Origin of the sequence: Paenibacillus polymyxa M1 (genome assembly GCF_000237325.1) — a bacterium.
GTDB lineage: Bacteria > Bacillota > Bacilli > Paenibacillales > Paenibacillaceae > Paenibacillus > Paenibacillus polymyxa_C.
In genome coordinates, this window is the sequence record NC_017542.1 from 4,672,986 (window position 1) to 4,699,623 (window position 26,638).

Here is a 26,638-nt window from a genome sequence, read left to right on the forward strand (position 1 = left end):
GTTCCATTCTTCTACCCCAGACGACAACACGACCTACATAAATGGCGTAATGCCTTATTCAAAACAGGATAATTCATCCTGACATTAATCGAGGAGAGTGAATTTTAATGAAAAAAGTATGGGTTTCGCTTCTTGGAGGAGCTATGTTATTAGGGTCTGTCGCGTCTGGTGCATCTGCGGAGAGTTCCGTTTCGGGGCCAGCTCAGCTTACACCGACCTTCCACGCCGAGCAATGGAAAGCACCTACCTCGGTATCGGGGGATGACATTGTATGGAGCTATTTAAATCGACAAAAGAAATCGTTGCTGGGTGTGGATAGCTCCAGTGTACGTGAACAATTCCGAATCGTTGATCGCACAAGCGACAAATCCGGTGTAAGCCATTATCGACTGAAGCAGTATGTAAACGGAATTCCCGTGTATGGAGCTGAACAAACTATTCATGTGGGCAAATCTGGTGAGGTCACCTCTTACTTAGGAGCGGTGGTTAATGAGGATCAGCAGGCAGAAGCTACGCAAGGTACAACTCCAAAAATCAGCGCTTCTGAAGCGGTCTACACCGCATATAAAGAAGCAGCTGCACGGATTGAAGCCCTCCCTACCTCCGACGATACTATTTCTAAAGACGCTGAGGAGCCAAGCAGTGTAAGTAAAGATACTTACGCCGAAGCAGCTAACAACGAAAAAACGCTTTCTGTTGATAAGGACGAGCTGAGTCTTGATCAGGCATCTGTCCTGAAAGATAGCAAAATTGAAGCAGTGGAACCAGAAAAAAGTTCCATTGCCAAAATCGCTAATCTGCAGCCTGAAGTAGATCCTAAAGCAGAACTCTACTACTACCCTAAGGGGGATGACCTGCTGCTGGTTTATGTAACAGAAGTTAATGTTTTAGAACCTGCCCCACTGCGTACCCGCTACATTATTGATGCCAATGACGGCAGCATCGTATTCCAGTATGACATCATTAATGAAGCGACAGGCACAGGTAAAGGTGTGCTTGGTGATTCCAAATCGTTCACTACTACCGCTTCCGGCAGTAGCTACCAGTTAAAAGATACAACACGCGGTAACGGAATCGTGACTTACACGGCCTCCAACCGTCAAAGCATCCCAGGTACCATTTTGACAGATGCCGATAATGTATGGAATGATCCAGCTGGTGTGGACGCCCATGCGTATGCTGCTAAAACCTATGATTACTATAAAGCCAAATTTGGACGCAACAGCATTGACGGACGCGGTCTGCAACTTCGTTCGACGGTCCATTACGGTAGTCGCTACAACAATGCCTTCTGGAACGGCTCCCAAATGACTTATGGAGATGGAGATGGTAGCACATTTATCGCCTTCAGCGGGGACCCCGATGTAGTAGGACATGAACTTACGCATGGTGTCACAGAGTATACTTCGAATTTGGAATATTACGGAGAGTCCGGCGCATTGAATGAAGCTTTCTCAGACGTTATCGGGAATGACATTCAGCGCAAAAACTGGCTTGTAGGCGATGATATTTACACGCCAAACATTGCAGGCGATGCCCTTCGCTCAATGTCCAATCCAACCCTGTACGATCAACCAGATCACTATTCCAACCTGTACAGAGGCAGCTCCGATAACGGCGGTGTTCACACCAACAGCGGTATTATCAATAAAGCTTACTACTTGTTAGCACAAGGTGGTAATTTCCATGGCGTAACTGTAAATGGAATTGGCCGTGATGCAGCGGTGCAAATTTACTACAGTGCCTTTACGAACTACCTGACTTCTTCTTCCGACTTCTCCAACGCACGTGCTGCTGTGATCCAAGCCGCAAAAGATCTGTACGGGGCGAACTCAGCAGAAGCAACTGCAGCTGCCAAGTCTTTTGACGCTGTAGGCGTAAACTAAATCATATACACTATCCTCTTCACGATTCTCGTCCATAGACCTTTGCCGTTGTGCAACTGTTACTTGGCCCTGCCCATACCATGGACGGAAAATAGGGGTGCAGTGTACAAGTCTGCACCCCTTCCCCCCTTATTTAGGGCGCCCCCTCAAAGGGGCGCCCTTTTCTCTTACAAAAGTAATCCTGTATCTCTTGCTTTTTGCACGGCTTCTTCTCGATTGTTGACTCCCAGCTTGTCATAGAGAGTGGAGGCGTAATTTCTTACTGTGCCGTTGGATAGGTAAAGTTTCTCAGAAATTGTTTTATAACGGTTTCCTTGAGATAAAAGATTCAAAACCTCTAGCTCACGTTTCGTTAAGCCATACTCTTCTCCATCTGACCTCGGTCCGACTGACTCTTCTTCATCATTTCCGTCCCACATTCTATGGAACAAATCTTGGTTAATTACCGTGCCTCCCCGATAGACGAGGCGAATCGTTTCAGCCAGTTCACGCGACTCTATGGATTTCAGCAAATACCCGTCAGCACCGCTTCGCATGATTTCCTTCGCCCTCTCTGTATCCTGAAACGTTGACAGGATGAGGACACGAATGTCAGGCCACGTTTCCTTGATTATTTTGGTCGCACGAATCCCATCCTGATTGGGCATCTCCAAATCCATTAATATCAAATCTGGATTCAGGCTTCTGCACAATTCCACTGCTTGTTCTCCATCTTCAGCCACACCCACTACCTGTAAGTCCTCCTGTCCGTCCAAGATGGTATGGAGACTGTCTCGGATAAACGAATGATCATCGACGATACACAAGCGGATTCGTTCATCGGACAATTGTATCAGTCTGGGTAATACACATGAGATGAACGTCCCTTCACCCTTTTCGGAGTATACAGTGACTCTCCCTTGTAACTGTGTCGCACGTTCTTTCATTGCAGTTAATCCGAAGCCATCCTTCCACTCCTCCACTCCGTCACCATTATCCTGTACATCCAATCTCGTCTGTTGCGGCTCAAAATGCAGTGACACAATGATTTCGGTGGATTGTCCGTGGCGCACAGCATTAGTCAGCGATTCCTGCAAGCACCGATAAAGCGTCATTTTTGCTTGTTTGGAGACTATGTACTCTTCCCCTATTATTCGAGTGCGTACATTTACTTTTGCATGTTTCTGGAACTCCTCTGCTAATTGTTGCAAAGTAACAGTCAAAGGAAGCGATTCTTGTGGTGAATCTATTTGATGCAAATAGGCTCTCACTTCCTCCATACTGTTACGGGCTAATTGCAATAATGAGTCGATTTTCTGCTCTCCATCTTTTGTTGCTAATTCCGTACGCAATATTTCCAACCCCATAATGATAGAGGTATAGGAATGCCCCATCGTATCATGCAAATCTTTGGAAAGTCTGTCGCGCTCCTCTAACAAAGTAATCTGCTCAATCTGAGATAGGTACTGTTCCAGCACAAGCTTCTGATTGCGTATAATTTCATTTTGGCGGTAATTAGAAACTAGTAAGTGGAAGGAAAATCCTATTGCAAAAGCCAGACCGATTTGTGGGATAATCGCCCATAGATCTGTTCCTGGGGAAAATATTGCAACGAGCAATGGAAACAAAACAACTGTGATTGAACCCGACCAACGGAATGATTTATGAGCACTATTTGCCGCGATCATGAAAGTTGGCATTAAAAATGCAAGATATGCCGCCGGAAATAATAAGGTTAAGTAGAAGCACACTCCGCCAAACAAAACCATCTCAGTAAGCAGATAGTAGCGATAACTGAACATTAAACAAATCCAAGGTATTGAAAATGCGGCAATTTCCCAAAGAACGATGATCCAAAGGGGCACCGTTAAATGGTCTTGGTGTTGGATAGTAGTTATCATCAATGAAAACCAGATGACAAAACGTATACAAAGCAATAACCAGTCATACCAGAGCCATTGTTTCCAGGTTGTAAACAAATTATCACCTCTTAATAGCTTTAAACATGGAATGCGTGTACATTCCGACTATTTGAACTAAGCTGTTTCCAATGCGAGTATTGATCCAGACGAGAATACACCCAGCGAGCATGACACATATAGCTTTTTCCCATGAATCTACAGCGAATCCCCATAAGTATATATCAAGATGTTGAAAAAGTATCGGTGTAACGATAAATACGATCGGAGCTATGTACAATATAACGGCACATATAAGGCTGATCACCCCAATAAAAAATTTCTGCATAAGCCAAAAAACCGCCCTCCAATTGCTACTATTAAGAATGGCTTCTCTCGCTTTCATCCATTTATCCCTTCCACTGTTTGTCCTTGTCAGGATTGGCTCTATCGATATATCCGTATAAACCTTCGTCTGAATGCGTTCATATTGGACAAACGTGTGAGTTGTTCGCAACACACACGCCAACAAGGGAATACCCACGAAGATAACCGCCATCCCCAACGCAAATGTAATGCTGACCAAATAGAAGCAAAAATAAAACAGTCCCGATCCGAAGGTAAACAACAAAAAGTAGAAATCTTGCAACCTTTTGCGAGCTGATTCTTTCGTCATTTGATTCTCTCCTACTCTTTATTTTATTTGCTAATACGTTATGAATTGCCCTTCGAATCTAACTTGTTATCTGTCACATACGGTAGTGTCAAAGTGTCATATTTGTAGGTCATGACTATAAAACAAGCTGTACTAAGCTCTTTTTTATGTCATGCATTAGCTCCTTTACCTTCGCTCGATTTAGCTTTTGGCTATTATGCTCTGCCGATTAAAAAGAAGTAAAAAAACGCCATTCTTTCCTTATAATCATAGGAAAGAATGGCGTTTTTTCATTCCTGTTTCAGTGTCTGAGGTTGTTCTAACATTACCATAAACAAAAGCTGTGTATATTTATTATCTATGATGTCCCCATCGCAATCCAGAGAATCCATCCCTCACATATCTGACCCGGTTGTCTGCGTTCCACTGTAAGCACTGCCGAATGCCTCTGTCGTTGTGTGACGGACACTATCACTCCCGGTACGCTCGCATTGGCGGTGATTGCATATTGCGTGTCTATAAAAGGCTTATCAAACACAACGTTCACTTTGCTTGTAACTTCTTGTGCAGAAAGATAAAAAGAAGTGCTGCCAAATTGAGGTAAAGTCACTTCACTGTCAGTAGTCCCGTCATCGGTCACTGAGCCAACATGAATGGCATTCCGACCTAATTCTTTTTCAGTCTGAGAAACTAGATGGGTATCTTGCTCTGGCAAGCGCATTCGCTGCTTTGAACGCTGTCTTCCTTCCGCAATATGAATACTGGTTATAGAGCAATCCAATAACGAGTCTTGCTCGGTCTGACCTTCCGTCTTCATAGACGCCATGTCGTGATCCGTTCCGTATTCGGTATCTGAGTCAGGCACAGACAGCAGCAGCACAGATGCTCGATTCATCTGCATCGCTTCCTCCAGCGTTTTGGGAAGCTTATGCTTTTTCCATGCTGCTTCCTCTATAGCTTGCACCGGGGTATCCTTCTCTACGGGAACAGGTACCTTTGCCGTTCCACGCTGAGTGGGTCTGGGACTGCCAGCAGGCGAAGCCGTTTTTTCCTTGTTTACACGGGGAGAGGGGACTGTATTGGAAAGGTTACGCCGTGCTATTTTTTTATCCTTAGGGCTATGGTTCGTGCGATGGTTCATGATGACCGCTCCTTTGACACAGGAGTGAACCAGCGGTCGCTCCGCTTCATTCACCCAGGTGGGAATCATGGCCTAATGCCTATGAGATAGCCTATGCACGTAACCGCGACCACGTCACTCAGTTGCGCAGTCTGTTATAAATTGAGCCCAGCGTTGGGCGGAGTGCTGCCATAAAAATCGCCTCCGTACCTCGTCCAGCCCGGCTTCTCCCATTTGTCGCCGTAAGTCGTGCTGCTGGAGCAACCTGGTGATGGCGTCGGCCATTTCCTGCTCGCCGCGTGACGGATAAACAAGCCAGCCTGTCTTGCCGTGTTGTATAACCTCCGGAATACCACCGATTCGTGATGCTACCACAGGTACTCCTGCCGCCATGGCTTCCAGATTGACCAGCCCGAAGGCTTCAGCTTCAATAGAAGGAACAACGGCTACATCGGCTAACTGATATAACGAGGCCAATGCCGGATGCGGCACATAGCCGAGGAAGTGCACATGCCTCGCCAACCTTAGTTTACGGATCTGCCGATGCAATGCTGCGGTGTACGGCGTGAGGCGGTCGTGACCGTAATAGGCACTCCCTGCTATGAGCAGCAGCACGTCTGGACAGGTATGGGCGATACGCCGCAGAGCCTTTAGCAGCCGATGAACTCCCTTTCCTGGCATCAGTCTGCCTGCATATAACACGATTCGGCGGCCTGACCAGCCGAAATCGTCCAATCGTGCCGACCTGATCGCTTCTGCTGCAGGAGTCCACCGTGGCAGGAAATCGCCAGGATGAATACCCAACTTGTTGATGACGATGCGTTCTCTGACCGCATCGGGACTGTCAGAGGCCACGATTGCCCCCAAATACGCACTGTTCACAATAATACGATCCATCGACAACAGCAGCCTACCCATGTCCTTCCGTTTGAGGTGAGGCTCCCGGATGAACGTGGTGGAATGCAAAGTCAGCACAATTTTGCTATCGGGCAAAGCCTCGCGAATGGCATACGCAACTGTGGGGCGATTGTGTACATCTATTACCGCAGGTAACCATCTCTTCAAATCAGCGATTACCTCGGGAATATAACCTGCCCCCCGCGTATAGCGCATACAAGGAATTCCGTCAACATCGCCGTGATCCGGTGTTTCTGCTCCTCTTATGCCATAGATCTGTGCCTGAAGCTTATGGCTAGCCAGCGGTACCATACGAGCAATTACCCGCTCCACTGAACTGCTGCGGGGCGAAGGTATAACAAAAGATCCCGGTGTAATGACTGCTACCTTCAGCCTCTGCATCACCTCACCTACTTTCCTTACCTTATTCCCTCACCCTTCAACACTCATCTTGTATCATATCGTTTCTTGCTCTGAAAGGTGCTTGGCTTATTACTTTGGGCATATCGCAAGGCTAGCGTCCATGCCTGGCCGACCTTTGATACATATGATGGACTAGAATCACAATATGGTCAGTTGGATTGACGATAAGGAGGGCGGACATACTCATGTTGCATGTCGGCGTCATGCTCAACCCGGCAACTTACCGGGGCATTCCCGTCATGAGGACGCGTTATGAATCTATCGCCAATTACGAGGAGGCCGGGTTAAGCTACGAGCTAATCCCCTGCTTTCTTCGTCTAGAAGATATTCATATATCGACCGGAACATGCCGGGCTTTTGTTAAAAACGGCAACGAGTATCGGCAGATGACTCTTCCGTTGCCGCCAGTCATCCACAATCGGACTCTCTATCGGCAAAATGAAAATGCCCGCGATATCAACAGGCTGGTACACAAGGGATTCTATATTTTTAATGAACAAAACCGTTTCGGCAAAGACCATATACATGCAATTCTACAGGAAGATCCTCTGCTACATCCCCACCTTCCCAAAACATTGCAAGGCAACCTGTCTTCCATCCGTACCTTGATGGAGCAAACCGGGGATGTTGTAATTAAACCCAGTAGCAGTAGCATAGGTAGAGGAATTATGCGGTTGAGGCATTCCAGCGGAAGCTGGACATTGCAATGTGCTCATCCAACGATATCTGAACGTTGGTCCACCCTACGGTTGAAGGTCGGGGAACTCCCTTTATTTCTGCACAAGCGACTGATGCATGTTCCTCATATCGTTCAGGAAACCATTCCGCTTGCTTTGTGCGACAGTCGTCCATTTGATATCCGTGTGACCGTTCAGCGCGGGTATGGCGGAATCTGGGGGGTGACAGGCATGTTTGCCAAAATTGCTCCATCCCACACTTTCGTCTCGAATGTAGCCCAAGGCGGTACGGCTTGTTCCCTACCAGAGGTGTTATCACGAACAGAGACAGTTCAAAACTCAAACATAGCCCGGCTGATGAATGAGCTAGAGAGACTCTCATTGCAAATCGTCCACCGATTGGCACAACACCTGCCCCGTCTGGCCGATGTCGGACTGGATCTGGGAATTACCCATGAAGGCAAGATTGTTTTTATCGAATGCAATGGTCGTGATCAGCGCTATGGCTTTAGCCAGGCAGGCATGAGTAATGTCTGGAAAGAAACGTACGCTCAGCCAATGGCTTACGCACGTTGGCTTCTCGAACGAATGTCTTCGTCAGGCACTGAACGTTCACCAGGCCGTCCCCTGTATTGATTTACGTCACATTCTGTGTCAATATAGTTCAGAGCGGCCGGACAGGTTCCGGCCAAGACGGCTCGGAAATGAACAAGGGGGATCTGTAATGGCAAAACAGTGGCTGCGGCTTATGACGGAGCTATCATCGCGCAAGTGGGTGTGCCGGATTGTGGGCTCCTTCGCGCAAAGCGGTGCAAGCCGACTTTTTATCCCCACCTTTATACGTACGTACCAGATCCAGACGCATGAGGCGGAACAGGATTGGAAAGAATATCGCTCCCTGAACGCCTATTTTACACGCAAATTAAAAGCGGGCATGCGCCCGATTGATACGAACGCCGAGGTGATGACCAGTCCGGTGGATGCACGGATTACTTTTACCGGCCCAATTACGTCTGGTACTCTTTTGAACGTCAAGGGGCAAGACTATACGCTGGAAGAGCTTCTAAACCGCTCTCCGCGTCTTGAGAAATACACACACGGCTATGCTTTTGTGCTGTATCTTAGCCCGACAGATTACCATCGCATTCATGCACCGGTATCCGGTACACTGGTAGAAAAGGAACATCTGCGCGGCAAAGTATACCCAGTGAATGACTTCGGCTTGCAGCATATGAGGGGAGTTCTTAGTCGCAATGAACGACAGATTACGTACATGGCCCACGAATATGGTGAGGTGGCGGTCGTCAAGGTTGGCGCAATGAATGTGAGCAGCATCAAATATACGGATGAAAAAGCGGTCTCATGGACAAAAGGTGACGATCTCGCCTATTTCGAATTTGGCTCAACCGTCGTTTTGCTGACTGAAAACGGCACATTTGAGCCAGACCCCGCATTGAAGCTGGGGGATGTGGTGAAAATGGGACAACGTCTTGGTAGCTTTCGACACGATTCTAAAGCATAAATGAAGGATTGTAACAAAAAAATAGCTGCACATTTGAGCATTGGGATCGAATGATTCAAATGGCTCATATCAAAAAGGACCCGGCGTAACTGCTCCGGTCCTTTTTGATTTATCCTTTATATTCGTCATGCGTTAATAGCCTTATCGAATCTCAGACGGACTTTTTCCTGTATACTGCTTGAATTGGCGGCTGAAGAAAAAGATGTCGCGGTATCCCAAAGCCTCCGCCACCTCAGTCACATTCATTCCGGCATGTAGCAGTAGGTGCTGCGCGCGCTCAATCCGCATGCTGATAATATGAGATTGCACAGAAACACCTAGCAGCTCCTTGAATTTTATCGAAAAATAACGCGGTGACAGCCCTGCACGTGCTGCCAAATCCTCGACTCGATGAGGAAGTCCCGGATGCTGCCGCACGTAGTTAGCCGTTTCTCGAATGACCTCGGTGAGCTGGTTACTGGCCTGTTGCTCCTGCGGTTCCTTCCGGTCTGCACGCAGCAGATGAATCATCAGTTGCTTCAGGATCAGCCTGCCCTCCTCATCAGCCCCATAGGCACGCTCCAGACGCAGACGGACATATCTGGCAAGCATATGCTCCACCTCGAACGTTTCCTCCAACATACGGTAGCTGGCTGGTATTTGCTTGGGTTGTTCGGTGAGAGCAAAATGAATATAAGTAAGTATGAGCGGCTTTTGCGGATTATGTGTGGCACGGGTATCGTCTCCCGGTTTGAACAGAAAGCAGCTGCCCTTGCTCACCGGATAGGCTTCCCCATTTAATACAACCGTCCCTTCTCCGCTCCATACATAAAATAAATCATAGTTTGGCATCGGCTTCTCGCGTACCTGCCATTTCCAGCCCGGCTCGCATACAATTTTGGCAAAGGCCGGCAGCAGGATAAACGATGACGCAGATGTATCCAGCAAAATCTGCACCTCCTTTTGTTCATCTCTGGTTGTCCTGTTATCCCGTTATTTTATAATATAAGCGCAGCGCCACGATTAAGCAAAAAATACGCTCTTATGCCCCCTAATGCTTGTGCGTGACGCTTACCGTGTGTAATGCTATAATATGTAATCAAAATGACTTGGAAGGATGAAACGGGAATGAATCCACTGGCAGCGCAGTTAAATCAAAACATTCAGACAGGCAACGAGCATGTATATCAAATGCTTTCTCTTTTAGGTAAAGAGATTTATTTTCCAAAAGAAGGGATATTGAGTCAATCTGCCGAGGCAGGGAAACTTGCTAAAAAATATAATGCTACGATCGGGATTGCTACTGAAGGCAATGGCCCTATGCATTTGGAGGTAATTCAGGAGAAGCTGTCCGCTTATAGTCCTAAGGATTTATATCCTTACGCTCCCCCTGCGGGCAAACCTGAACTTCGTAGCGTATGGCGTGACAAAATGCTGAAAGAAAATCCTTCGCTGGCTGGAAAAGGCTACGGCCTTCCTGTAGTTACGAACGCGCTGACCCACGGTTTGAGCATCGTTGCCGACCTGTTTACGGATGAAGGAGATGCTGTCATTTATCCAGATAAAAACTGGGAGAACTATGAACTGACTTTCGGTATTCGCCGTCATGGACGTTTGGTGAATTTTCCGTTGTTCACAGAGGATCACCGTTTTAATAGTGAGGGTTTACGCGAGGCGCTACTAGCGCAGAAAGAATACGGCAAAGCGATCGTTGTACTGAACTTCCCGAACAACCCGACAGGCTATACACCGGGCATTGAAGAGGGTAAAGCTATTGTCGCTGCCATTCAGGAAGCGGCGGAAGCAGGCATCAATGTCGTAGTTGTGACAGATGACGCTTATTTTGGCCTGTTCTTCGAGGACTCCCTGCATGAATCATTATTCGGTCAGCTAGCCGGACTTCATCCGAGAATTTTACCAGTCAAAATTGACGGAGCTACCAAAGAAGAATTCGTTTGGGGCTTCCGTGTCGGATTTATTACCTTTGCTTCGGAGCATCAGGATGTACTGAATGCGCTGGAACAAAAAACACTAGGGATTATCCGGGCAACGATTTCGAGCGGGCCTCACCCATCTCAAACCTTCGTACTGGATGCCCTCAAATCACCCGATTTTGAGCAACAGAAGAATGAAAAGTTCCAAATTATGAAGGGGCGGGCTAATAAAGTCAAAGCGTTGCTCGATAGCGGAAAATACGGGGATGTATGGAGCTACTATCCTTTCAATTCAGGCTATTTTATGTGTCTCAAGCTGAACGGCTTGTCTGCTGAACGACTGCGCACTCATTTGCTGGAGCAATATGGGGTAGGCACGATTGCATTGGGTGAATACGATCTCCGTATTGCGTTCTCATGTATCGAAGAAGAGTATCTGGAAGACCTATATGACATTGTTTATCGTGGCGCACAAGATTTGTTGAACGCCTAATCTGTCTGTATCAGGTTAAATATATAGCATAACTAGCGGTATGCCAGATATTAGGGCATACCGCTTTTGATTGGCTGACTATTGTCCATCACACGTCCGCACAATTATCCTTCCGCAGCGAGCAGAGATTCCTGTGCCAGTGGTAGGAGGATGACGACCTCCGTTCCGACTCCGGGCTCACTTTCATAGCGTATACTCCCGTTCATGGCTTCAATAATTCGAAAGGAAACGACCGTTCCCAGTCCTGTTCCTACCTCTTTGGTTGAAAAAAACAATGTACCCACTCGTTCGAGATGCTCCTGGCTCATGCCTTTTCCAGTATCCCTAATACTTAGACATGCCTGCTCTTCCTGAACCGTCAGCTTTATGTATACCCTGCCTCCATCTTCCGCAGCTTCAATCGCATTTTTCGTCACATGTATTAACGCCTGTAGCAGCTGGTTACGATCTGTATGTATGTAAATTTCATTCCTTAGCTCTGTATACAGCCTTACGCCTTGCTTGTTCGCCATTGGCTTCAGAAGCAAAACGATCTGTTGAACCATGCCAGACAGATCCATCCGTTCTGTGTTTCCAATCTGCGGTCTGGATAAGTTCAGATAATCGCTAATAATTCTTTCAGCCCGATCCACTTCTGCCAGTGCCAAAGCAACATATCTGCGATTTTTTCCTTCTAATCCTGACTGGACCATTTGCAGGAACCCTTTTACGACAGTTAAAGGATTCCGTACTTCATGGGCCATAGACGCTGCCAGTTCACCCAACGTATTCAGACGCTCGGCATATTTAATTTTTCTTCTCATTTCTTCTCGCTCCAAACTAAACTCCATCCAGAAAGAAGAAGCTCCAATACTTAGGAATTGAATCACACCGAACCAGAGTATTGAACGGATCAGCTCAATCTCATCCTCATCCAGTCTGCCATTGATCCAAGAATGTATTAAAAGAAAAATCAGCATGACCCCAGTAATCCATATACTCATTACCATATTCATGCCCACTCGAAGCAACATGCTTTTGAGCTGCATAAATTTGTTTCTTACCAAGAGAGGTCCCAAATAACACAACATCATGCTCGGAAGCCCCACCACCATAGACTCAGGGCCTACATACATGCGAGCCATTACCATTAGCGTCACATTCATTAGACCTGCCGTAGGACCAAAATATAAAACAGAAAGGATCAAAGGAACATAGCGAAGATCCCAATATAATCCGTACCAAATGTACGAAAACATAAGGCAAAGCACAGAAGAAACACCCAGCACCCCTCCCATAAGCAGCGGGGTATGCTTCCTATGCCGATGATCCGACAAAGCGCTATATACGAGTAACGGTACAAACACAAGAAATATGTTCACGAGCAGCTTATCTACCAGCATCTCGTCTTTCCCACTTTCCAAGTGATAATGATTACATACTTCTTCTATTCTCGATAATACGTACCTTTTCCTCTCTCATCTCCTGCATCTGATGAAAAATATAGGGCGATTCGGCAACACACCAGAACATTGGCCCACGCAATCCAAAAACCCAATTCATAAGATACGATGTATCCTTTATCACAATGACCGAGAGGAGAATGAGCATGGGAGCAGAAGAAACAAGAGGCGGTTATGGTGGTTATGGCGCATTCACAAGCACAGGAACAATTTTGGTACTGTTCATTTTATTAGTTATCATCAGCAAAACGATCTTCGTTTAAGCAGACGGATATCTGCACCCACGACTACCATAGCAGCGAACGTACAAAAAAGGCTAATCCGCAGGCAGCTCAGCTTTTGCTGCTTGCGAATTAGCCTTTACTTTATTCACACAGATATGGGTCACACTTCTTCCTCATCCTGTCCATCCAAACGCCATTTTTTGGCTTGAGTACCACGGAGCAGGAACACAACAAGGACTCCCCCAACCAATATAAGCACTGTAGACAGTAGATCCTCCGTTCCTTTTGCCAGAAAAGGAAGCCACAGCACCACCGCAGCCGGCAACGTCAACCGAACAACAAAGTCAAGAAAAGACGCACGGCGACTATGCGCAGGAATCGGATATAACTGAAGCCACAACGAATCCCTGTGATACTGTCTTAAAGAAGTGATCTGAACACCTATGAGGAATATAAAAAATAAATATACGGCAATACCAATCCAGCTAGCATGGGTGATATATATAATTAACAGACCCAGAATACCTAACCGAATGACAATGCCTGCTGGCTCTGTACGCAAGAACGTCTTAAACAGCAGGTAACGATACGCTCCCCTTCTGTTCCAAGGTATGTTACCACCCAGCCAGGACAGCCAGCGGCGCGGCGTCACTCTCTGCGTAAGGGCAGGCACATCGACAAACCAGCCCAACGTACGCATCACGCGAGCAGCCTGCATGCCCTCTGTGCGGATCAGTTTTTCCCAAGCCACTAGCAGCTTGACCGGTAAACGCAGAACAAGCACGTACACCACGCCAACCAACACGATAAATGGCAAGCTGTGTAGCGGAGGCTGCCATAGCCATGCGGCTACCATCAGCACAGCCAGAACCCACCGCAGGAGACGATAGCCTACGCTCCCGCCAACCGATACCATGCGAAGCTCCTGCCAGCCGCCGTAGCTAAATAGCAGCTTCAGCAGCACGAACAGCAGCAGAGTCAGTAGCAGCGGCTTAGGCGCAGCATCACTGCGGATATACAGCGGCCACAAAATAATGGACAGCAGCAGCAAACCGAATATTTTATATACCACGCCTCGAATCCGGCTGGCCTTGAAATACTGGGGCATCGCGTGCTCCTGGGGACGAAGGAAGACAATATCTGCCTCATTCAAATACGTTCGAAAGCTCGCATGCGCGATTGGAATAGCTACAATAAGCATGATCCAGCGGATGGGCAAATCCGGCGGAATATGCATCAGCAAGGACGTGTACCATGCGGCAAAGGCAATCAGCGCAAAGCCGAAGACCACTGCAAGGCCGCTCTGAATGACATAGCCCAGATAAGGCAGCACCTGTCCCCAGAACGCTAGACGTCTTTCTTTATGCAAACGTTGCAAATCCATGCTCATTCCCTGCCTTGTACCAGCTCATAAAATGCATCTTCCAGCGGCATGCCCGGCTTACCCGCCTGTGCTGTCACTTCGTCCAACGTACCCTGAGCGATGATGGCACCCTGATGAAGCACAATAAAACGATCGCAATAATTTTCAATCGTGGACAAAATATGAGAACTGAGCAAAATAGACGAACCCGAACGCTTCATCTCCAACATAAAGTCAAGCAGGGAACGAATGCCGAGCGGGTCCAAACCCAAAAAAGGCTCATCTATGACATACAACGGCGGTCCCGCTAAAAATGCGCACATAATCATCACTTTCTGACGCATCCCTTTGGAGAGATGCATCGACATACTTCCGCTTTTATCCCGCATACGGAACAAGTCCAGCATTTGATCGCTGCGCGTCCGGAAATCTGCTTCGCTGACTCCGTATGCTCTAGCCGTAAACTCCATATGCTCCATCACTGTCATTTCAGGATACAGCTCTGGAGCTTCGGGTACAAAAGCAATAGCTCCCTGATATGCTTCGGGATTCTCATCCTGCTTATGACCCTGTACGCGAATTTCTCCGGCCTGCGGTGTCATCAGTCCCAAAATATGCTTCATAGTCGTGCTTTTCCCGGCCCCGTTCAGACCGATCAGTCCCACCATTTCTCCCGGCTTCACATCGAGCGAAATCTGATGCAGCACCGGGCGTTTGGCGCTGTATCCACCGGTCAGTCCGTTAATTTGCAACACAGGCTGTTGTTCCATGGCTCCCCCTCTTCTCCCTTACTCGTTCGGTTTTGATCCTTTTTCCTTCAGCCATCTTGGCGCACCCTTGTTTTTACGATCACGCTCGCGCTGTGCCTTTCCTGCTTTGGATAAGGCTGCTCCTTTGCTCTTGCCTGGAGCTGAACCGTTCACGGAATTCCTGCCTGGACGCCCTGCTTCAGTCCGAACAGGTGTCTTGCGGTTTTCCGTCACTGTTCCATTGGAAATGGATCTAGTCTCAGATGGCCTTACAGGGGCACGCTTGGCATCCGCCGGGCGCGGCACTACAACTCGACCTCCGTACAACGCACGCTCTGCAATATCGATTCCCAGCTCACGAGAAAACTTACGCATGATGAACGTTTCGCGCTCGGTCACCACCGACACTACCAGTCCTTTGCGTCCCATACGTCCTGTCCGCCCTGCACGGTGAACATAAGCTTGACTATCCGTAGCCGGGTCAAAATGAATGACCATTTCAAGCCCCTCAATATCCAGACCACGGGCTGCCACATCCGAAGCGACCAGCACTTTGAGCTTGTCCTCGCGGAACCGAGCCAACACGTTGCTGCGCGTGACTTTATCTGCATCTCCATACAAGGATGCCGTAGTTAGGCCCATGTGCTTGAGCTTGGCTTCAATTTCCCCGATGGCATTGGTCGTATTTACGAACACCAGCGCTTTTCTCGGATTAAAATGCCGTACCAGACGGCGCAGCATATCCACCTTATCCCGTTCTTCGGATACAAAGTAGTAATGTTCCAGTCCACTGGCCGTCTTCTGATCAGGATCAATCCCGATTTCTACGTAATCAGGCATCTCCCGTTGTGCCAATGACTGAATTTCATTATTCAGCGTTGCGGACAGGAATACCAATTGACGATCACGTTGAGCAGAGCCCAGTATATGGGTCACATCGCCGGCTCCGCCGAGCTGGAACATCTGATCCACCTCATCAATGACAATTGTTGTGATATTGTGCATCTTCAGCTTTTTCGAAGCGATGAGTTCCCGTACACGTCCTGGTGTGCCTACCACAAGCTGTGGATGATCCTTTAGCTTTTCGATTTGGCGCTTGATTGCCGCCCCACCAATCAAACCTAGTACACGGATTCCACGATGCTCTCCGTAGCGCTGACCCTCACGTACAATTTGCATGGCCAATTCCTGGCTTGGAGCCAGTATCAGCTTTTGTGTAGCCTTTTTCTGTGGGTCAATGGCTTGTAGCAGCGGTAGCAAATAAGCCAGTGTTTTGCCTGTACCGGTTTGCGAGCGCGCCAATACATGCTTTCCCTTCATTATTTCCGGTATAGCCTCTGCCTGAACTGGCGAAGGCTGTGTAATTTCATGCTCGGTCAGTTTGTCTAACAGATCTTGTTCAACGCCGAGCGCTTCAAAATTCAATGTCATGAAAAGGTCCAACCCCTATACGTAAATTCGTTACTCTCCATTATATGCGAAAATAGCCCTGTTACCAAATCACAAAAATAAAAGATGTCCCTCACCACACCTAATGGCTACGGGACATCTATTATTTCTTATTCATCACACCATGCCCCAGCCTGTCGATCAGTCTGGGAGCTAATTGATACAGCTTGAGGAAAGGAGATACCCACTGTGGCAGATTAACCTCCTCCTTGCGGAGTTCCATCGCCCTTACGATATGCTGTGCTACCTTATCAGGTTTTAGCATAAACCAGCCAACATTCCGCACATAACCCCCTGAAGGATCTGCCAGCTCAAAAAACGGTGTATCAATCGGCCCAGGGTTAATCGTCGTTACGGTCACTCCACTTCCGCGCAGTTCTTGCCGGAGCGCATTGCTGAAACCGAGCAACGCATGTTTTGTGGCCGTATAAGAAGCCGATTTGGCTGTCCCGATTTTCCCAGCCATCGATGCTACATTCACAATCTGCCCATCGTTCCGCTCTGTCATTTGCGGCAGAAACGCCTTGATGCAGCGAACAACCCCCATATAGTTCACGTCCATCATTTGTTCAAACTCTGTCAGGTCGGTTTCATTAAAATACTCAAACTTTCCGTAACCTGCATTGTTGAGCAATATATCAACCCGTCCGTATTCTTCCAATACCCGTGCAGCAACAGCCTCTACCTGCTCCTGGCAGGTAACGTCCAATGGGATCAGCTCATGCCTGCCGCTGATTCCCGCAGATACTTGCTTCAATCGCTCCTGCGAGCGTGCTGTTAAAATAGGAATCGCGCCCTTTGCGCTCAACAACTGAGCGCAAAGGGCGCCAATCCCACTGGATGCACCTGTAATCACAATTACCTTATCCTGCAATGTACTCATGGTCATCCCTCCACATTAAAGAAACTTACTCCTTTAATATTAAGAGATCATCACCTGAATATCCAGCTCACCGATTCCTTCCACCGAAAGCGGAATACAAAGGGCACGCTGGGGCACAAAAGTGGTCAAGTTTTCTGATTTCATGACCTGCGGAGGGGTGATATCCACGACAATTCCCTGACTGGACAAAATTGTACTGGCATTGCCACTAATCATATTGCCCAATTCCGAAATTGCGCTTTTGCCCATCTCATCAATTTCAGTCAACACAAATCCGCCCATCATCGCCGATACCATACGTAGCGCCACCTGCTCATTCAGACCGAACACAATATTTCCGCTGAGCTGTCCGGTCATCCCGATCATAATCCAGATATGGTCGTCCACTAACTCGACATTTTTCACACCGAGATTTCCGGGTAAAGGAGATACTTGGATCAATTGTTCAATGACCCGTCTCGCCGACTCCAAAAAAGGATTTATCACTTCTGCCTTCACGATCATTGCGCCCCTTTACGATGGGCTTTTAGACACACAACAAAAGTCCCATATAAATTTGAATTTTTATTTAAATAATGCTGGATAACGACTCAACCTGCAATAAAATACTCTCTCTATCACTTATCGACAGCAGTCCCGCAATTTTTTATAGCTAAAGCACAAAAAATGTGAATAATGTACTATATCTTTACTACAAGCCGAATCTAGACTGGTTATTTTTAAAGTATATCAGGACTTTAGTCTTTATCCCCCAATATACCACACTTTACGGTGTACTGCTTCGATTCATTGCCCTTCCTGCTCGAATAACCTATAATCTAATGAAATAAAGCATAACGATGGTTTTACATATAAACAAGTAGATTGGCTAAACTCAGTTTATACAGCTGCGACAAGCTAAAGAAAAGAGAGGAGGAACTTCATGAACATCAGTCAACTTGAAACACTTATCATGATTTCCAAAACGATGAGCTTCCGTAAAGCCGGAGAACTTCTCAATTTGACGCAGCCGGCGGTGTCCGCCCAAATCAAAAGTCTAGAGGATGAGTTCAAAACCATTCTGATTGACCGCAACCAGCCCGTCACCCTGACCGACCGGGGAGTTGTTTTTTTGGAACACGCCGAGCGCATATTGGAGGTTGTTGAGGAATTAAGACAGAGATTGTATGACTTGAACGAAACACCGCAGGGTCACATTGCGCTGGGTACCACAACATCCATCGCCATTCAAATTTTACCGCGTGTGCTCTCCTACTTTCAGGATCAGTTCCCTCTCATCAAAACCTCCATTCAATCCATGGCCTCCTCGATGATCTATCAGCAGGTGGAGAACGGACTTATTGATGTTGGTATCGGTTATCTGATCGAACGTAATCCCAATCTAAGCACTTCAGTCCTGTATTATGATTCTTTTGAGCTTGTCGTGTCTCCTACACATCCGCTGGCCTCGCAACCACACGCTACTATTGAAGCCCTTCGGGAAATTCCGCTCATTCTGCTCTCTCCCGATACGGTAGGACGGAAATTCGTGGACGATGTTTTTAAAAAGCACCAAATTGTGCCCCATGTCGTGATCGAGTTGTCCAGCAGTGAGGAAGTCAAACGGATGGTCGAAATCAATCTCGGAGCTGCCATAATTTCCAGACTTTCAGTCACTTCTGAACTGCGTACAGGCACATTAAAAATGATCCATATTCCCGAGCTGGAAGTTAGTCATCCGGTAGGGGTGATTTATAAGTCCGGCCGTTATCTAAACTCAGCAATGCAGCAATTTTTGAGCGATCTGAAGGGGATGCCGGAGACGAATTTCACCAATTCTGAATAACGTAATTCGCTATGAACAACATACACAATATAAACCTTGGTTACGAAAGGAAGACAGTCCATGAAATTTGATCTGCACACCCATCATTTCCGCTGCGGTCATGCAGACGGCAACATTCGGGATTACATCGAAGCAGGTATTCAATCAGGCTTACAAGCTATTGGTATTTCCGACCATTCCCCCTTCCTATGTAACGAAAAGGATCAGGCTTTTCCTAAAATTTATATGGCCAAGTCACAGCTTGCTGAATATGTAAAAGAAGTACAGGAGCTTAAGAAGGAATACGAGGGCCGTATTGACGTGCTCCTTGGATTGGAAACGGATTATTTCCCTGATTTTGTTGAATTGTATCGTTCCACTTTGGCTCCTTATCCATTTGATTACCTTATCGGGTCGATTCATAATGTCGAAGGGGACAGCATTTTTAACCGCAATCGTTGGAAAAAATTAAGTGACGCTCGTAAAGTCGAGGTCAAACAAGCCTACTATGCGCTCATTCAGCAATCTGCGCGAAGCGGCATGTTTCAGATTTTAGGTCATATTGACGCAATGAAAGGGAATTTCCCTGCCTTTTCAGACATTCCTGCCGATGAAGCCATTGACGAAACCTTGCGAGTGATTGCGGAATCCAATGTGGCGATTGAGATTAACACTTCAGGTAAAACCAAGCTGAGTGGCGGATGGTACCCGTCTGCTTCTATTTTAGAAAGAGCGCACCATTTTGGTGTGGAGGTCACTTTTGGTTCAGATGCCCATAAGCCTTCGCGGGTAGGCGACGATTGGGAAGACGTAAAAGCGATGCTGAAGGATATCGGCTTCCGGGAATGGGTTTATTTTAAAGAAAAACGTAAAATTCCTGTGGCGCTTTAAAATGTATTAAGGGTGGGAATCGCTGTTGCAATGGGATTCTTGGGAAATCCTTATATAGAGTAACAATCCCATTGCAAAGGCGAACACTAACGCTTCTCCAGATTCAAATCCTCGCTCTGCTACCAAGCGCCTTAAACCGTACAACTCCATTATTTTAAATAAACAACATCTTTGTGTGAGGAGAATTACATATGCAATTGGAAGATCCTATGGACAAGCTCAAAAAGCTAAAGCATGATATCACGCGATTTATGCTCATCTATAAGTTTGCACTCGACGAAATGGAAACCAAGATTGAAATATTAAAGCAGGAATTTCAAGCATTGCACGATTACAGCCCTATTGAGCATACCAAATCACGCCTTAAATCTCCTGAGAGTATCATGAACAAAATGCTTCGTAAAAATAGTGAGTTATCGCTGGATGCTATCAAAGATTCTATCAAGGATATCGCGGGCTTACGTATTACTTGTTCTTTTATTTCTGACATTTATGATGTCAGTAACATGCTTCAGAGACAGAGTGACCTCAAGGTGCTGGAAATCAAGGATTACATCAAGAATCCCAAGCCGAACGGTTATCAGAGTCTGCATTTGCTGGTTCAAGTTCCTGTATTCATGTCGGACTGTGAGGAACTAGTCTGCGTAGAGGTGCAGATTCGAACCATTGCGATGGATTTTTGGGCAAGCCTGGAGCATAAAATCTTTTATAAATACAACCAGTCTGTTCCCGAGAGTCTGACACGTGAATTAAAGAACGCGGCGGATTCCGCTAATGCGCTTGATCTGCAAATGGAACGTCTGCATCGTGAAATCAAGGAGATTAAAGATGCCAGAGGTGAAGAAGACTCTATGGAAGAGCTTCGAAAGATTATGATTAATAATCAGCAAATTACGGTGCCAGCCAATTTTTTGAAGCTTCTAGGGGAATAATTTTAATCAACCAATAGCATGTTTATTCAAAAATTGAAGAATAGAATCATTGATTAAAATGGGCTGTTCTCTAAGCATGTGCGGCCGATGACTACAACCCGGAGCAACTAGATAACGTGAATCTTGGACCCATGAGCATAATTCCTGAAGCTGCTCTTCTGTGGCAAAGTCGTCATGTTCACCAGCAATAAATAATGCAGGGCACGTAATGCGGCTTAACTCATTACGTGTCAATTGCGGATATTGGCGCCAATCCTGAGCGCTCTGACGCATAAATTCCTGCCAATTACCTTTATGCGCTTCCTCATGGCGTTCCATCATTTGATGGATCATTTCATAACATTCGTTTTGGATGAGCCCCTCCGGCTCAAACTCATCTGCCCCCTCAGGACATATGACTCCACTACAGCCAATAACGAGCACATGTCTCCATTCGGTATTACACAATCGTGGTACATGGATACGTCCAAAGCCCAGTCAGAGGGATACTCCTTTCTCTCCCTAAATGAATGGCTTCCAGAGCTGGTAACCAGCCTGAACCGTACCTATGAATTATAAAAAAAAAGGACCCGAAGCTTCGGGTCCCAGCAATTTATATGATTCAAAGGGGGTCATATCTATGTTGTACCCAGTCTATATTAAAGTAGTTTTGCAGTTATATTTCATTTTTGTAACAAAATGAAATACAAATGAGCGCAGCCAAGGCAAGAAGGCCACTCACCGCCACAGAAATAATGAATGCCCTGATATAATCGGACAGATTAGCATCTGAAAGCGTGTGATTGAGCGAGGATAAGAACAAGATACCGATCAAAGCGACACCCAACGAATTAGCCAAGTACATAAAGGTCGTAAACAAGCCTGAACCCGTTCCTGCCTCCTCAGCCGATACAGCACCAAGGACGACATGGGCCAGTGACGTTGTGGTCATCCCGAGACCTAGACCCTATACACCTAGTAGCATGATATTTTGAATATGACATAGCCCTTCTTTCCTGATTGGTTCTAACTATAGGATAACAAAAAAAGAGGACCCGAATGATCGGGTCCCAGCAACATATATTATTCAAAAGGGGGTCATGTCTGTATTGTACCCGTCCTGTGTTAGAGTTGTTTTGCAGTTATATTTCATCTTTGTAACAAAATATTCCAATGTTATTTCTATGCATAATCCCCTTGGGTCAGCGAAAATACCAATACACTCGGCACCTCTCCTGAGGGATCATAGGCACCAATGGTGCGCAGCAGACGCATCTTATTTTTCATAAGCACACGCATAGAAGCCTGGTTATTCTCTTGGCAACGGCTTTCGATCCGCTTGAGCTTCAAAGACTCGAAACCAAATTTCAGCATTTCTCCTACGACTTCTGTAGCCAGTCCCTGTCCCCAAAAAGGCCGATCCAGAATATAGCCCAGTTGTGCCTCACCCGTTCTTTCATTCCATTGCTGAAAAGAAACAATACCGAGCAACGGTGAGGAGGACCGTTCGTTGAATTCATCATGCAGATTGCTCTCTCCTGTATTTCTCCGATGCCATTCCACCGCAAAATGTAGGGAATCCAGTGAGTCAGCTGATATTTTAATTTGCGCAACCAGGCGTCTCATTCTTGCATAGACTGGCTTGCGAATTCGATTCACATATTGGATTACCAATGGATCGGATAAGATCCGCTCCAGCGCAGGATAATCCTCCGCTTTTAGCTGGCGCAATCGGACTCGGCGAGTGTAAAGCTCCGGCAATCCGAGACGAAGCATTTCTCTGGTCAGCACAATGTTCCCTCCTGCGGATGGATTCTGCTTTTAGCAATGCATATTTCCATACTTAATCCAGGTCCTGAATTCCCCGGTAAATTCCGGTACGCAGCTCTCGAATATAATATGCCAAAGAAGGCACATCTGCCTCCTCTGCTTGTTTTACTGCCAATTCTATATCATAGGGTACGCGTGCAAAATGAATGGAAAAAGGCGTGAGCTGCTCCTCTCCCCATCGCCCCTCTAAAATGCAGTAGGAAGCCTGGGTAATATCCAACGGATTCCCGACACTCCCAACGTTAAAAAGTGTTTTTCCCTGAAAATGCTGGATAAAGGCATTATGCACATCCCCATATCCCACAACCTCTGGAGCAAAAGGTACTTTTCCACTTTCTTCAGCTAGCGGATCGAACATGGCAAGCCTTTTGGCTGGCTCATCCCATGGTTGTACGCGGTGATACACACTTTGCGGCGAGGCATGCACCAAGCGGATACGACGTCCGCTCATTCTGAAATCATAATGAAACGGCAACTGTGCCAAATACTGCACTCGGTCTGCACCCAAACGTTCGGCTTGCCAGCTAAAATTGAGATCATCCGTTATGCTAACCAGCTCATCCCAATTGCCCCGAACGACGACTTCACAATGTTGACGGATAGCATCCAGAACCTCGCACGGACTAGGCCCTTTGCCGATCAGATCCCCCAAACAAAACACACGGCTAATGCCTCGGGAAGCAATATCCTCCAGCACCGCCTCACAAGCAGGCCAATTGCCATGAATATCTGAAATGACAGCAATACGATCCATCTGAATCTCACTCCTTTGTCCGAAACGGCTACATTTCTACACTACATTCAAGCCAACATTATGTAGTTCCAACATATATGATGAAGATGAAAAAAGGATCATGACCTATTGGCCAGATTTTAACGTAATAACACTAAGCTCCGGTCTGCACAGCACTCGTATTGGCAAATGTGTCATACCAATGCCTCGGCTGACATACAGTGGCATTCTATCCGTTCCCACATGAAATAATCCCTGAATGTACTTGCGTCCACCTGGGGGCGGCATCGGTGCTCCAATGACAGGCAAACGTACCTGTCCCCCATGCGTATGTCCTGACAATTGAAGATCAAAGGACATTTGTGCCGCCACATCTGCATAGTCCGGCTCATGCATCAGTAGCAGCTTGCACATCTCATCAGGCAGTCCGTGGATTGCACGCTGCGGATTGGGCTTGCCCATGATGTTATCCTCCAAGCCGACAATGGCCACACGTTGTCCCGCGCGCTCTACAACCACATGCTCATTTCTCAGCAGTGTAAATCCGGTTTTTGGATATAGCTCCTGAACGCCGGCGGGTAAGCCTCTATAATCATGATTGCCCAGAATAGCAAACTTACCAAGGGTAGCGTGCATGGAAGCCATAACTGGAACAGCAGCCTTCATCGATACGGAATAATCATCTACAATATCGCCTGTAAAACAGAGCAAATCCGGCTCCAGACCTGCTATTCGGTCCGCAAGCTCGCTCAGATCCTGCTCATCCATGTGAAACCCCAAGTGCACATCGCTGAAATGCACCACCCTAATTCCGTCAAATGCAGACGGAAGACGAGGGAGAGACAAGTTGAAGCGTGTAATCTCCAAATGATTAGGCTCCCATAAGGAGGCATATCCTCCAGCCAATAGTGCAGTTCCTGCTGTGGCTAAAGCCGCCTTTTTCAAAAAACGACGGCGGGAAGGATTGGCTGGCTCATTTGATAAGGAACGCCGCGAAGAACCGGGAGGGATAGCGGCCTCCTGATGTGGGCCATCCTGACTCTCGCGGCGGATTTGCGGCGTCTTTTCCATATGCGTTCCCCCTTGCGATCTATTCCTCTATCTCATTTTCTCAGAATCCCCTACTGTTCAGAAGCTTTAGCGATGAGTGGACAACCACTGCTCTGCATAGTCAACTAAATCCCGTTGCCTTGCGAAAAAACATGAAGCCTCTCCAATGTTCACCCGCATAAAGGATGTGGGACATTCCCGTTCAAAATCAAGTCCCAGTTGCTCAAAATCATCCGAGGTAATATTATAATCCTGAAAAGACACCCACGTTTTGGTCCCATCCACCATCATAGGGGCTTGATGCGTGACAACTTCACGTCCATTGTAGGCTGTTCGATATTCTGCCAAATGTAAGGAGGTGTTGCTGTCATGTCCGCAGCCCAGCAGCAGTACATAGGCATCTGCCTCATACAGCTTCGCCAAGGGCGAATGCTCACCCAGCCCAAAATCAAGCTCATGCGCTTCCAGCAAGCCTATAGCAGCAGGTCCACATGCCGCCAGAGAAACGTGCGGATGTCCGCTGCGCACTGTTCCCGGCAGGCCACGGAACGTTTCTACAATGACGCCCATCCCTCCGGTCAACGTCCAGGCCGGATCATAAGCAGGCATTTCCTCACGTACCAGTTCCCACCATGACTCATCCAGAGGCGGGTTCATCCAGGTGGACGGATCTGTCAAGTCGTGTGACTGTGTTGGCATCACCAGCGTCCCTTCCCGGCCAATCGCTTCGGTTAATGCGGCAAGAATGGTGGAGGCCCCGCCTGGAACAAAGCGCCCAAAGCTGCGCATCGACGAGTGAACAAGCAATGTCATGCCGCTCTGAACTCCCAGCTCCTTTAATCCTTTCATTACATCCGACCTCGTGACAGGTCGATTCGTTATCGGTTGCACAGTCACCTGTCCAGCCTCCTTTTCTCCAAAACGATACACAATATTATAATTATACCATAAGTGCTGTCCCTCGCTCCTTCCTCCATGTTACCCTCCATCATTCCTGAGCGCAAAAAAACAGGCTTTCTCCGGTTGGGAAGAAGCCTGTTTGAGTACAACCTATGGGCTGACTCTGCTACACAGTCAGCCAGCGCTTAAACATATGCTTAGTCGTTTGCTTGTTCATTTCGGCAATAGAAGTTGTCAACGGAATGCCTTTCGGGCAAGAGCGTACGCAGTTTTGCGAATTACCACAGCCTTCTAGCCCGTCGTCCGTCATCAATGCATCCAGGCGCTCTTCCTGATTCATTTCCCCTGTCGGATGGCTGTTAAACAGGCGAACCTGAGATATCGCCGCAGGACCGATGAACGTCGTCTTCTCATTGACGTTCGGGCATGCTTCCAGACAGACACCACAGGTCATGCACTTGGACAGCTCATATGCCCACTGACGCTTTTTCTCTGCCATTCTAGGACCCGGTCCCAGATCGTAGGTACCGTCAATCGGAATCCACGCTTTGACCTTCTTGAGCGCGTTAAACATCCGGCTGCGGTCAATGACCAAATCCCGTACTACCGGGAATGTACTCATGGGCGCAATCGTAATCGGCTGCTCCAGCTTATCGACGAGCGCTGCGCACGCCTGACGTGGCTTGCCGTTAATCACCATAGAACAAGCTCCACATACTTCCTCCAGGCAGTTTGACTCCCAGCACACCGGAGCCGTCTCTTTACCTTGGCTGTCTACCGGGTTACGCTGAATTTCCATCAGCGCGCTGATCACGTTCATTCCCGGTCTGTAGGCCAATTCAAATTCTTCCGTATAGGAACTAGCATTAGGCTCATCCTGACGAGTAACCACGAACTTCACTGTTTTATTCGACTTCACTGCTTGCTCCGACATCTAAATACACTC

General features: G+C 47.3%; 26 protein-coding genes. 8 read left to right on the plus strand and 18 right to left on the minus strand.

Annotation, left to right across the window (positions count from 1 at the left end; translation table 11 throughout):
* The first annotated feature begins 107 nt into the window (after positions 1-107).
* The gene (locus tag PPM_RS21045) at positions 108-1,886 is read left to right on the plus strand and encodes a M4 family metallopeptidase (RefSeq protein ID WP_013372842.1); all 1,779 of its coding nucleotides are present in this window, start codon (positions 108-110) and stop codon (positions 1,884-1,886) included.
* Between the two features lie 167 nt (positions 1,887-2,053).
* Here PPM_RS21045 and PPM_RS21050 read toward each other — a convergent pair whose 3' ends face one another.
* From PPM_RS21050 to PPM_RS21065, 4 genes are all read right to left on the minus strand, one after another.
* Positions 2,054-3,844, minus strand: a complete 1,791-nt coding sequence (locus PPM_RS21050) for a hybrid sensor histidine kinase/response regulator transcription factor (protein ID WP_013372843.1) — start codon at positions 3,842-3,844, stop codon at positions 2,054-2,056.
* A 4-nt stretch (positions 3,845-3,848) separates the two neighbouring features.
* Positions 3,849-4,439 carry a sensor domain-containing protein gene (locus PPM_RS21055; protein ID WP_013372844.1) on the minus strand — a complete coding sequence of 197 codons (591 nt, stop codon included), beginning with the start codon at positions 4,437-4,439 and terminating at the stop codon, positions 3,849-3,851.
* 337 nt (positions 4,440-4,776) lie between these two features.
* Positions 4,777-5,559, minus strand: coding sequence for a WIAG-tail domain (locus PPM_RS21060; RefSeq protein ID WP_016324686.1), 783 nt, complete (start codon positions 5,557-5,559; stop codon positions 4,777-4,779).
* A 114-nt stretch (positions 5,560-5,673) separates the two neighbouring features.
* On the minus strand, positions 5,674-6,837 hold the full coding sequence (locus PPM_RS21065) for a glycosyltransferase family 4 protein (protein ID WP_013372846.1): 1,164 nt from the start codon (positions 6,835-6,837) through the stop codon (positions 5,674-5,676).
* Between the two features lie 206 nt (positions 6,838-7,043).
* On the opposite strand from PPM_RS21065, the gene PPM_RS21070 reads away from it, so the two are divergent.
* Both PPM_RS21070 and asd read left to right on the plus strand, forming a co-directional pair.
* A complete protein-coding gene (locus PPM_RS21070; RefSeq protein ID WP_016324687.1) occupies positions 7,044-8,171 on the plus strand; it encodes a YheC/YheD family protein in 1,128 nt (375 codons plus the stop codon).
* 88 nt (positions 8,172-8,259) lie between these two features.
* Positions 8,260-9,057 (plus strand): archaetidylserine decarboxylase, encoded by a 798-nt coding sequence (gene asd, locus PPM_RS21075; protein WP_013372848.1) that lies wholly within the window; start codon positions 8,260-8,262, stop codon positions 9,055-9,057.
* Between the two features lie 141 nt (positions 9,058-9,198).
* On the opposite strand, the gene PPM_RS21080 is transcribed toward asd, so the two are convergent.
* Entirely contained in the window at positions 9,199-9,984 is a 786-nt protein-coding gene (locus tag PPM_RS21080) for a helix-turn-helix domain-containing protein (RefSeq protein WP_013372849.1), read from the minus strand.
* A gap of 180 nt (positions 9,985-10,164) precedes the next feature.
* Here PPM_RS21080 and PPM_RS21085 point away from each other — a divergent pair, with 180 nt between their 5' ends.
* Positions 10,165-11,463: an aminotransferase class I/II-fold pyridoxal phosphate-dependent enzyme gene (locus tag PPM_RS21085; protein WP_013372850.1), complete on the plus strand. Its 1,299-nt coding sequence runs from the start codon at positions 10,165-10,167 to the stop codon at positions 11,461-11,463.
* A 104-nt stretch (positions 11,464-11,567) separates the two neighbouring features.
* Here PPM_RS21085 and PPM_RS21090 read toward each other — a convergent pair whose 3' ends face one another.
* Entirely contained in the window at positions 11,568-12,845 is a 1,278-nt protein-coding gene (locus tag PPM_RS21090) for an ATP-binding protein (protein ID WP_013372851.1), read from the minus strand.
* Positions 12,846-13,051: 206 nt separating this feature from the next.
* Here PPM_RS21090 and PPM_RS30265 point away from each other — a divergent pair, with 206 nt between their 5' ends.
* Complete coding sequence (locus PPM_RS30265) at positions 13,052-13,168, plus strand: hypothetical protein (RefSeq protein ID WP_013372853.1); 117 nt, start codon at positions 13,052-13,054, stop codon at positions 13,166-13,168.
* A 121-nt stretch (positions 13,169-13,289) separates the two neighbouring features.
* Here the strand turns inward: PPM_RS30265 and PPM_RS21095 are convergent, their stop codons facing one another.
* The 5 genes from PPM_RS21095 to PPM_RS21115 form a co-directional block, all read right to left on the minus strand.
* Positions 13,290-14,513, minus strand: coding sequence for an ABC transporter permease (locus tag PPM_RS21095; RefSeq protein WP_013372854.1), 1,224 nt, complete (start codon positions 14,511-14,513; stop codon positions 13,290-13,292).
* Between the two features lie 2 nt (positions 14,514-14,515).
* The gene (locus PPM_RS21100) at positions 14,516-15,262 is read right to left on the minus strand and encodes an ABC transporter ATP-binding protein (RefSeq protein WP_013372855.1); all 747 of its coding nucleotides are present in this window, start codon (positions 15,260-15,262) and stop codon (positions 14,516-14,518) included.
* An 18-nt stretch (positions 15,263-15,280) separates the two neighbouring features.
* Positions 15,281-16,672, minus strand: a complete 1,392-nt coding sequence (locus tag PPM_RS21105; protein ID WP_013372856.1) for a DEAD/DEAH box helicase — start codon at positions 16,670-16,672, stop codon at positions 15,281-15,283.
* A gap of 121 nt (positions 16,673-16,793) precedes the next feature.
* Positions 16,794-17,573 carry an SDR family NAD(P)-dependent oxidoreductase gene (locus tag PPM_RS21110; protein ID WP_013372857.1) on the minus strand — a complete coding sequence of 260 codons (780 nt, stop codon included), beginning with the start codon at positions 17,571-17,573 and terminating at the stop codon, positions 16,794-16,796.
* A 39-nt stretch (positions 17,574-17,612) separates the two neighbouring features.
* A complete protein-coding gene (locus PPM_RS21115; RefSeq protein WP_025365744.1) occupies positions 17,613-18,071 on the minus strand; it encodes a chemotaxis protein CheX in 459 nt (152 codons plus the stop codon).
* A 424-nt stretch (positions 18,072-18,495) separates the two neighbouring features.
* Between PPM_RS21115 and PPM_RS21120 the strand changes: the two genes are divergently transcribed.
* The 3 genes from PPM_RS21120 (at position 18,496) to PPM_RS21130 (ending at position 21,200) form a co-directional block, all read left to right on the plus strand.
* A complete protein-coding gene (locus PPM_RS21120; RefSeq protein WP_013372859.1) occupies positions 18,496-19,398 on the plus strand; it encodes a LysR family transcriptional regulator in 903 nt (300 codons plus the stop codon).
* 60 nt (positions 19,399-19,458) lie between these two features.
* Positions 19,459-20,268 carry a histidinol-phosphatase gene (locus tag PPM_RS21125; RefSeq protein ID WP_013372860.1) on the plus strand — a complete coding sequence of 270 codons (810 nt, stop codon included), beginning with the start codon at positions 19,459-19,461 and terminating at the stop codon, positions 20,266-20,268.
* 191 nt (positions 20,269-20,459) lie between these two features.
* Positions 20,460-21,200 (plus strand): GTP pyrophosphokinase, encoded by a 741-nt coding sequence (locus tag PPM_RS21130; protein ID WP_013372861.1) that lies wholly within the window; start codon positions 20,460-20,462, stop codon positions 21,198-21,200.
* Positions 21,201-21,206: 6 nt separating this feature from the next.
* On the opposite strand, the gene PPM_RS21135 is transcribed toward PPM_RS21130, so the two are convergent.
* The 7 genes from PPM_RS21135 to sdhB form a co-directional block, all read right to left on the minus strand.
* Positions 21,207-21,623 carry an alpha/beta fold hydrolase gene (locus tag PPM_RS21135; RefSeq protein WP_013372862.1) on the minus strand — a complete coding sequence of 139 codons (417 nt, stop codon included), beginning with the start codon at positions 21,621-21,623 and terminating at the stop codon, positions 21,207-21,209.
* A 232-nt stretch (positions 21,624-21,855) separates the two neighbouring features.
* Positions 21,856-22,131: a hypothetical protein gene (locus PPM_RS21140; protein WP_013372864.1), complete on the minus strand. Its 276-nt coding sequence runs from the start codon at positions 22,129-22,131 to the stop codon at positions 21,856-21,858.
* A 230-nt stretch (positions 22,132-22,361) separates the two neighbouring features.
* Positions 22,362-22,970, minus strand: a complete 609-nt coding sequence (locus PPM_RS21145) for a GNAT family N-acetyltransferase (protein ID WP_013372865.1) — start codon at positions 22,968-22,970, stop codon at positions 22,362-22,364.
* A gap of 52 nt (positions 22,971-23,022) precedes the next feature.
* Positions 23,023-23,763, minus strand: a complete 741-nt coding sequence (locus PPM_RS21150; protein WP_013372866.1) for a metallophosphoesterase family protein — start codon at positions 23,761-23,763, stop codon at positions 23,023-23,025.
* Positions 23,764-23,868: 105 nt separating this feature from the next.
* Positions 23,869-24,813: a metallophosphoesterase gene (locus PPM_RS21155; protein WP_013372867.1), complete on the minus strand. Its 945-nt coding sequence runs from the start codon at positions 24,811-24,813 to the stop codon at positions 23,869-23,871.
* A 66-nt stretch (positions 24,814-24,879) separates the two neighbouring features.
* On the minus strand, positions 24,880-25,689 hold the full coding sequence (locus PPM_RS21160; protein ID WP_013372868.1) for an aminoglycoside N(3)-acetyltransferase: 810 nt from the start codon (positions 25,687-25,689) through the stop codon (positions 24,880-24,882).
* 169 nt (positions 25,690-25,858) lie between these two features.
* Entirely contained in the window at positions 25,859-26,626 is a 768-nt protein-coding gene (gene sdhB, locus PPM_RS21165; RefSeq protein ID WP_013372870.1) for a succinate dehydrogenase iron-sulfur subunit, read from the minus strand.
* Between the last annotated feature and the right edge of the window lie 12 nt (positions 26,627-26,638).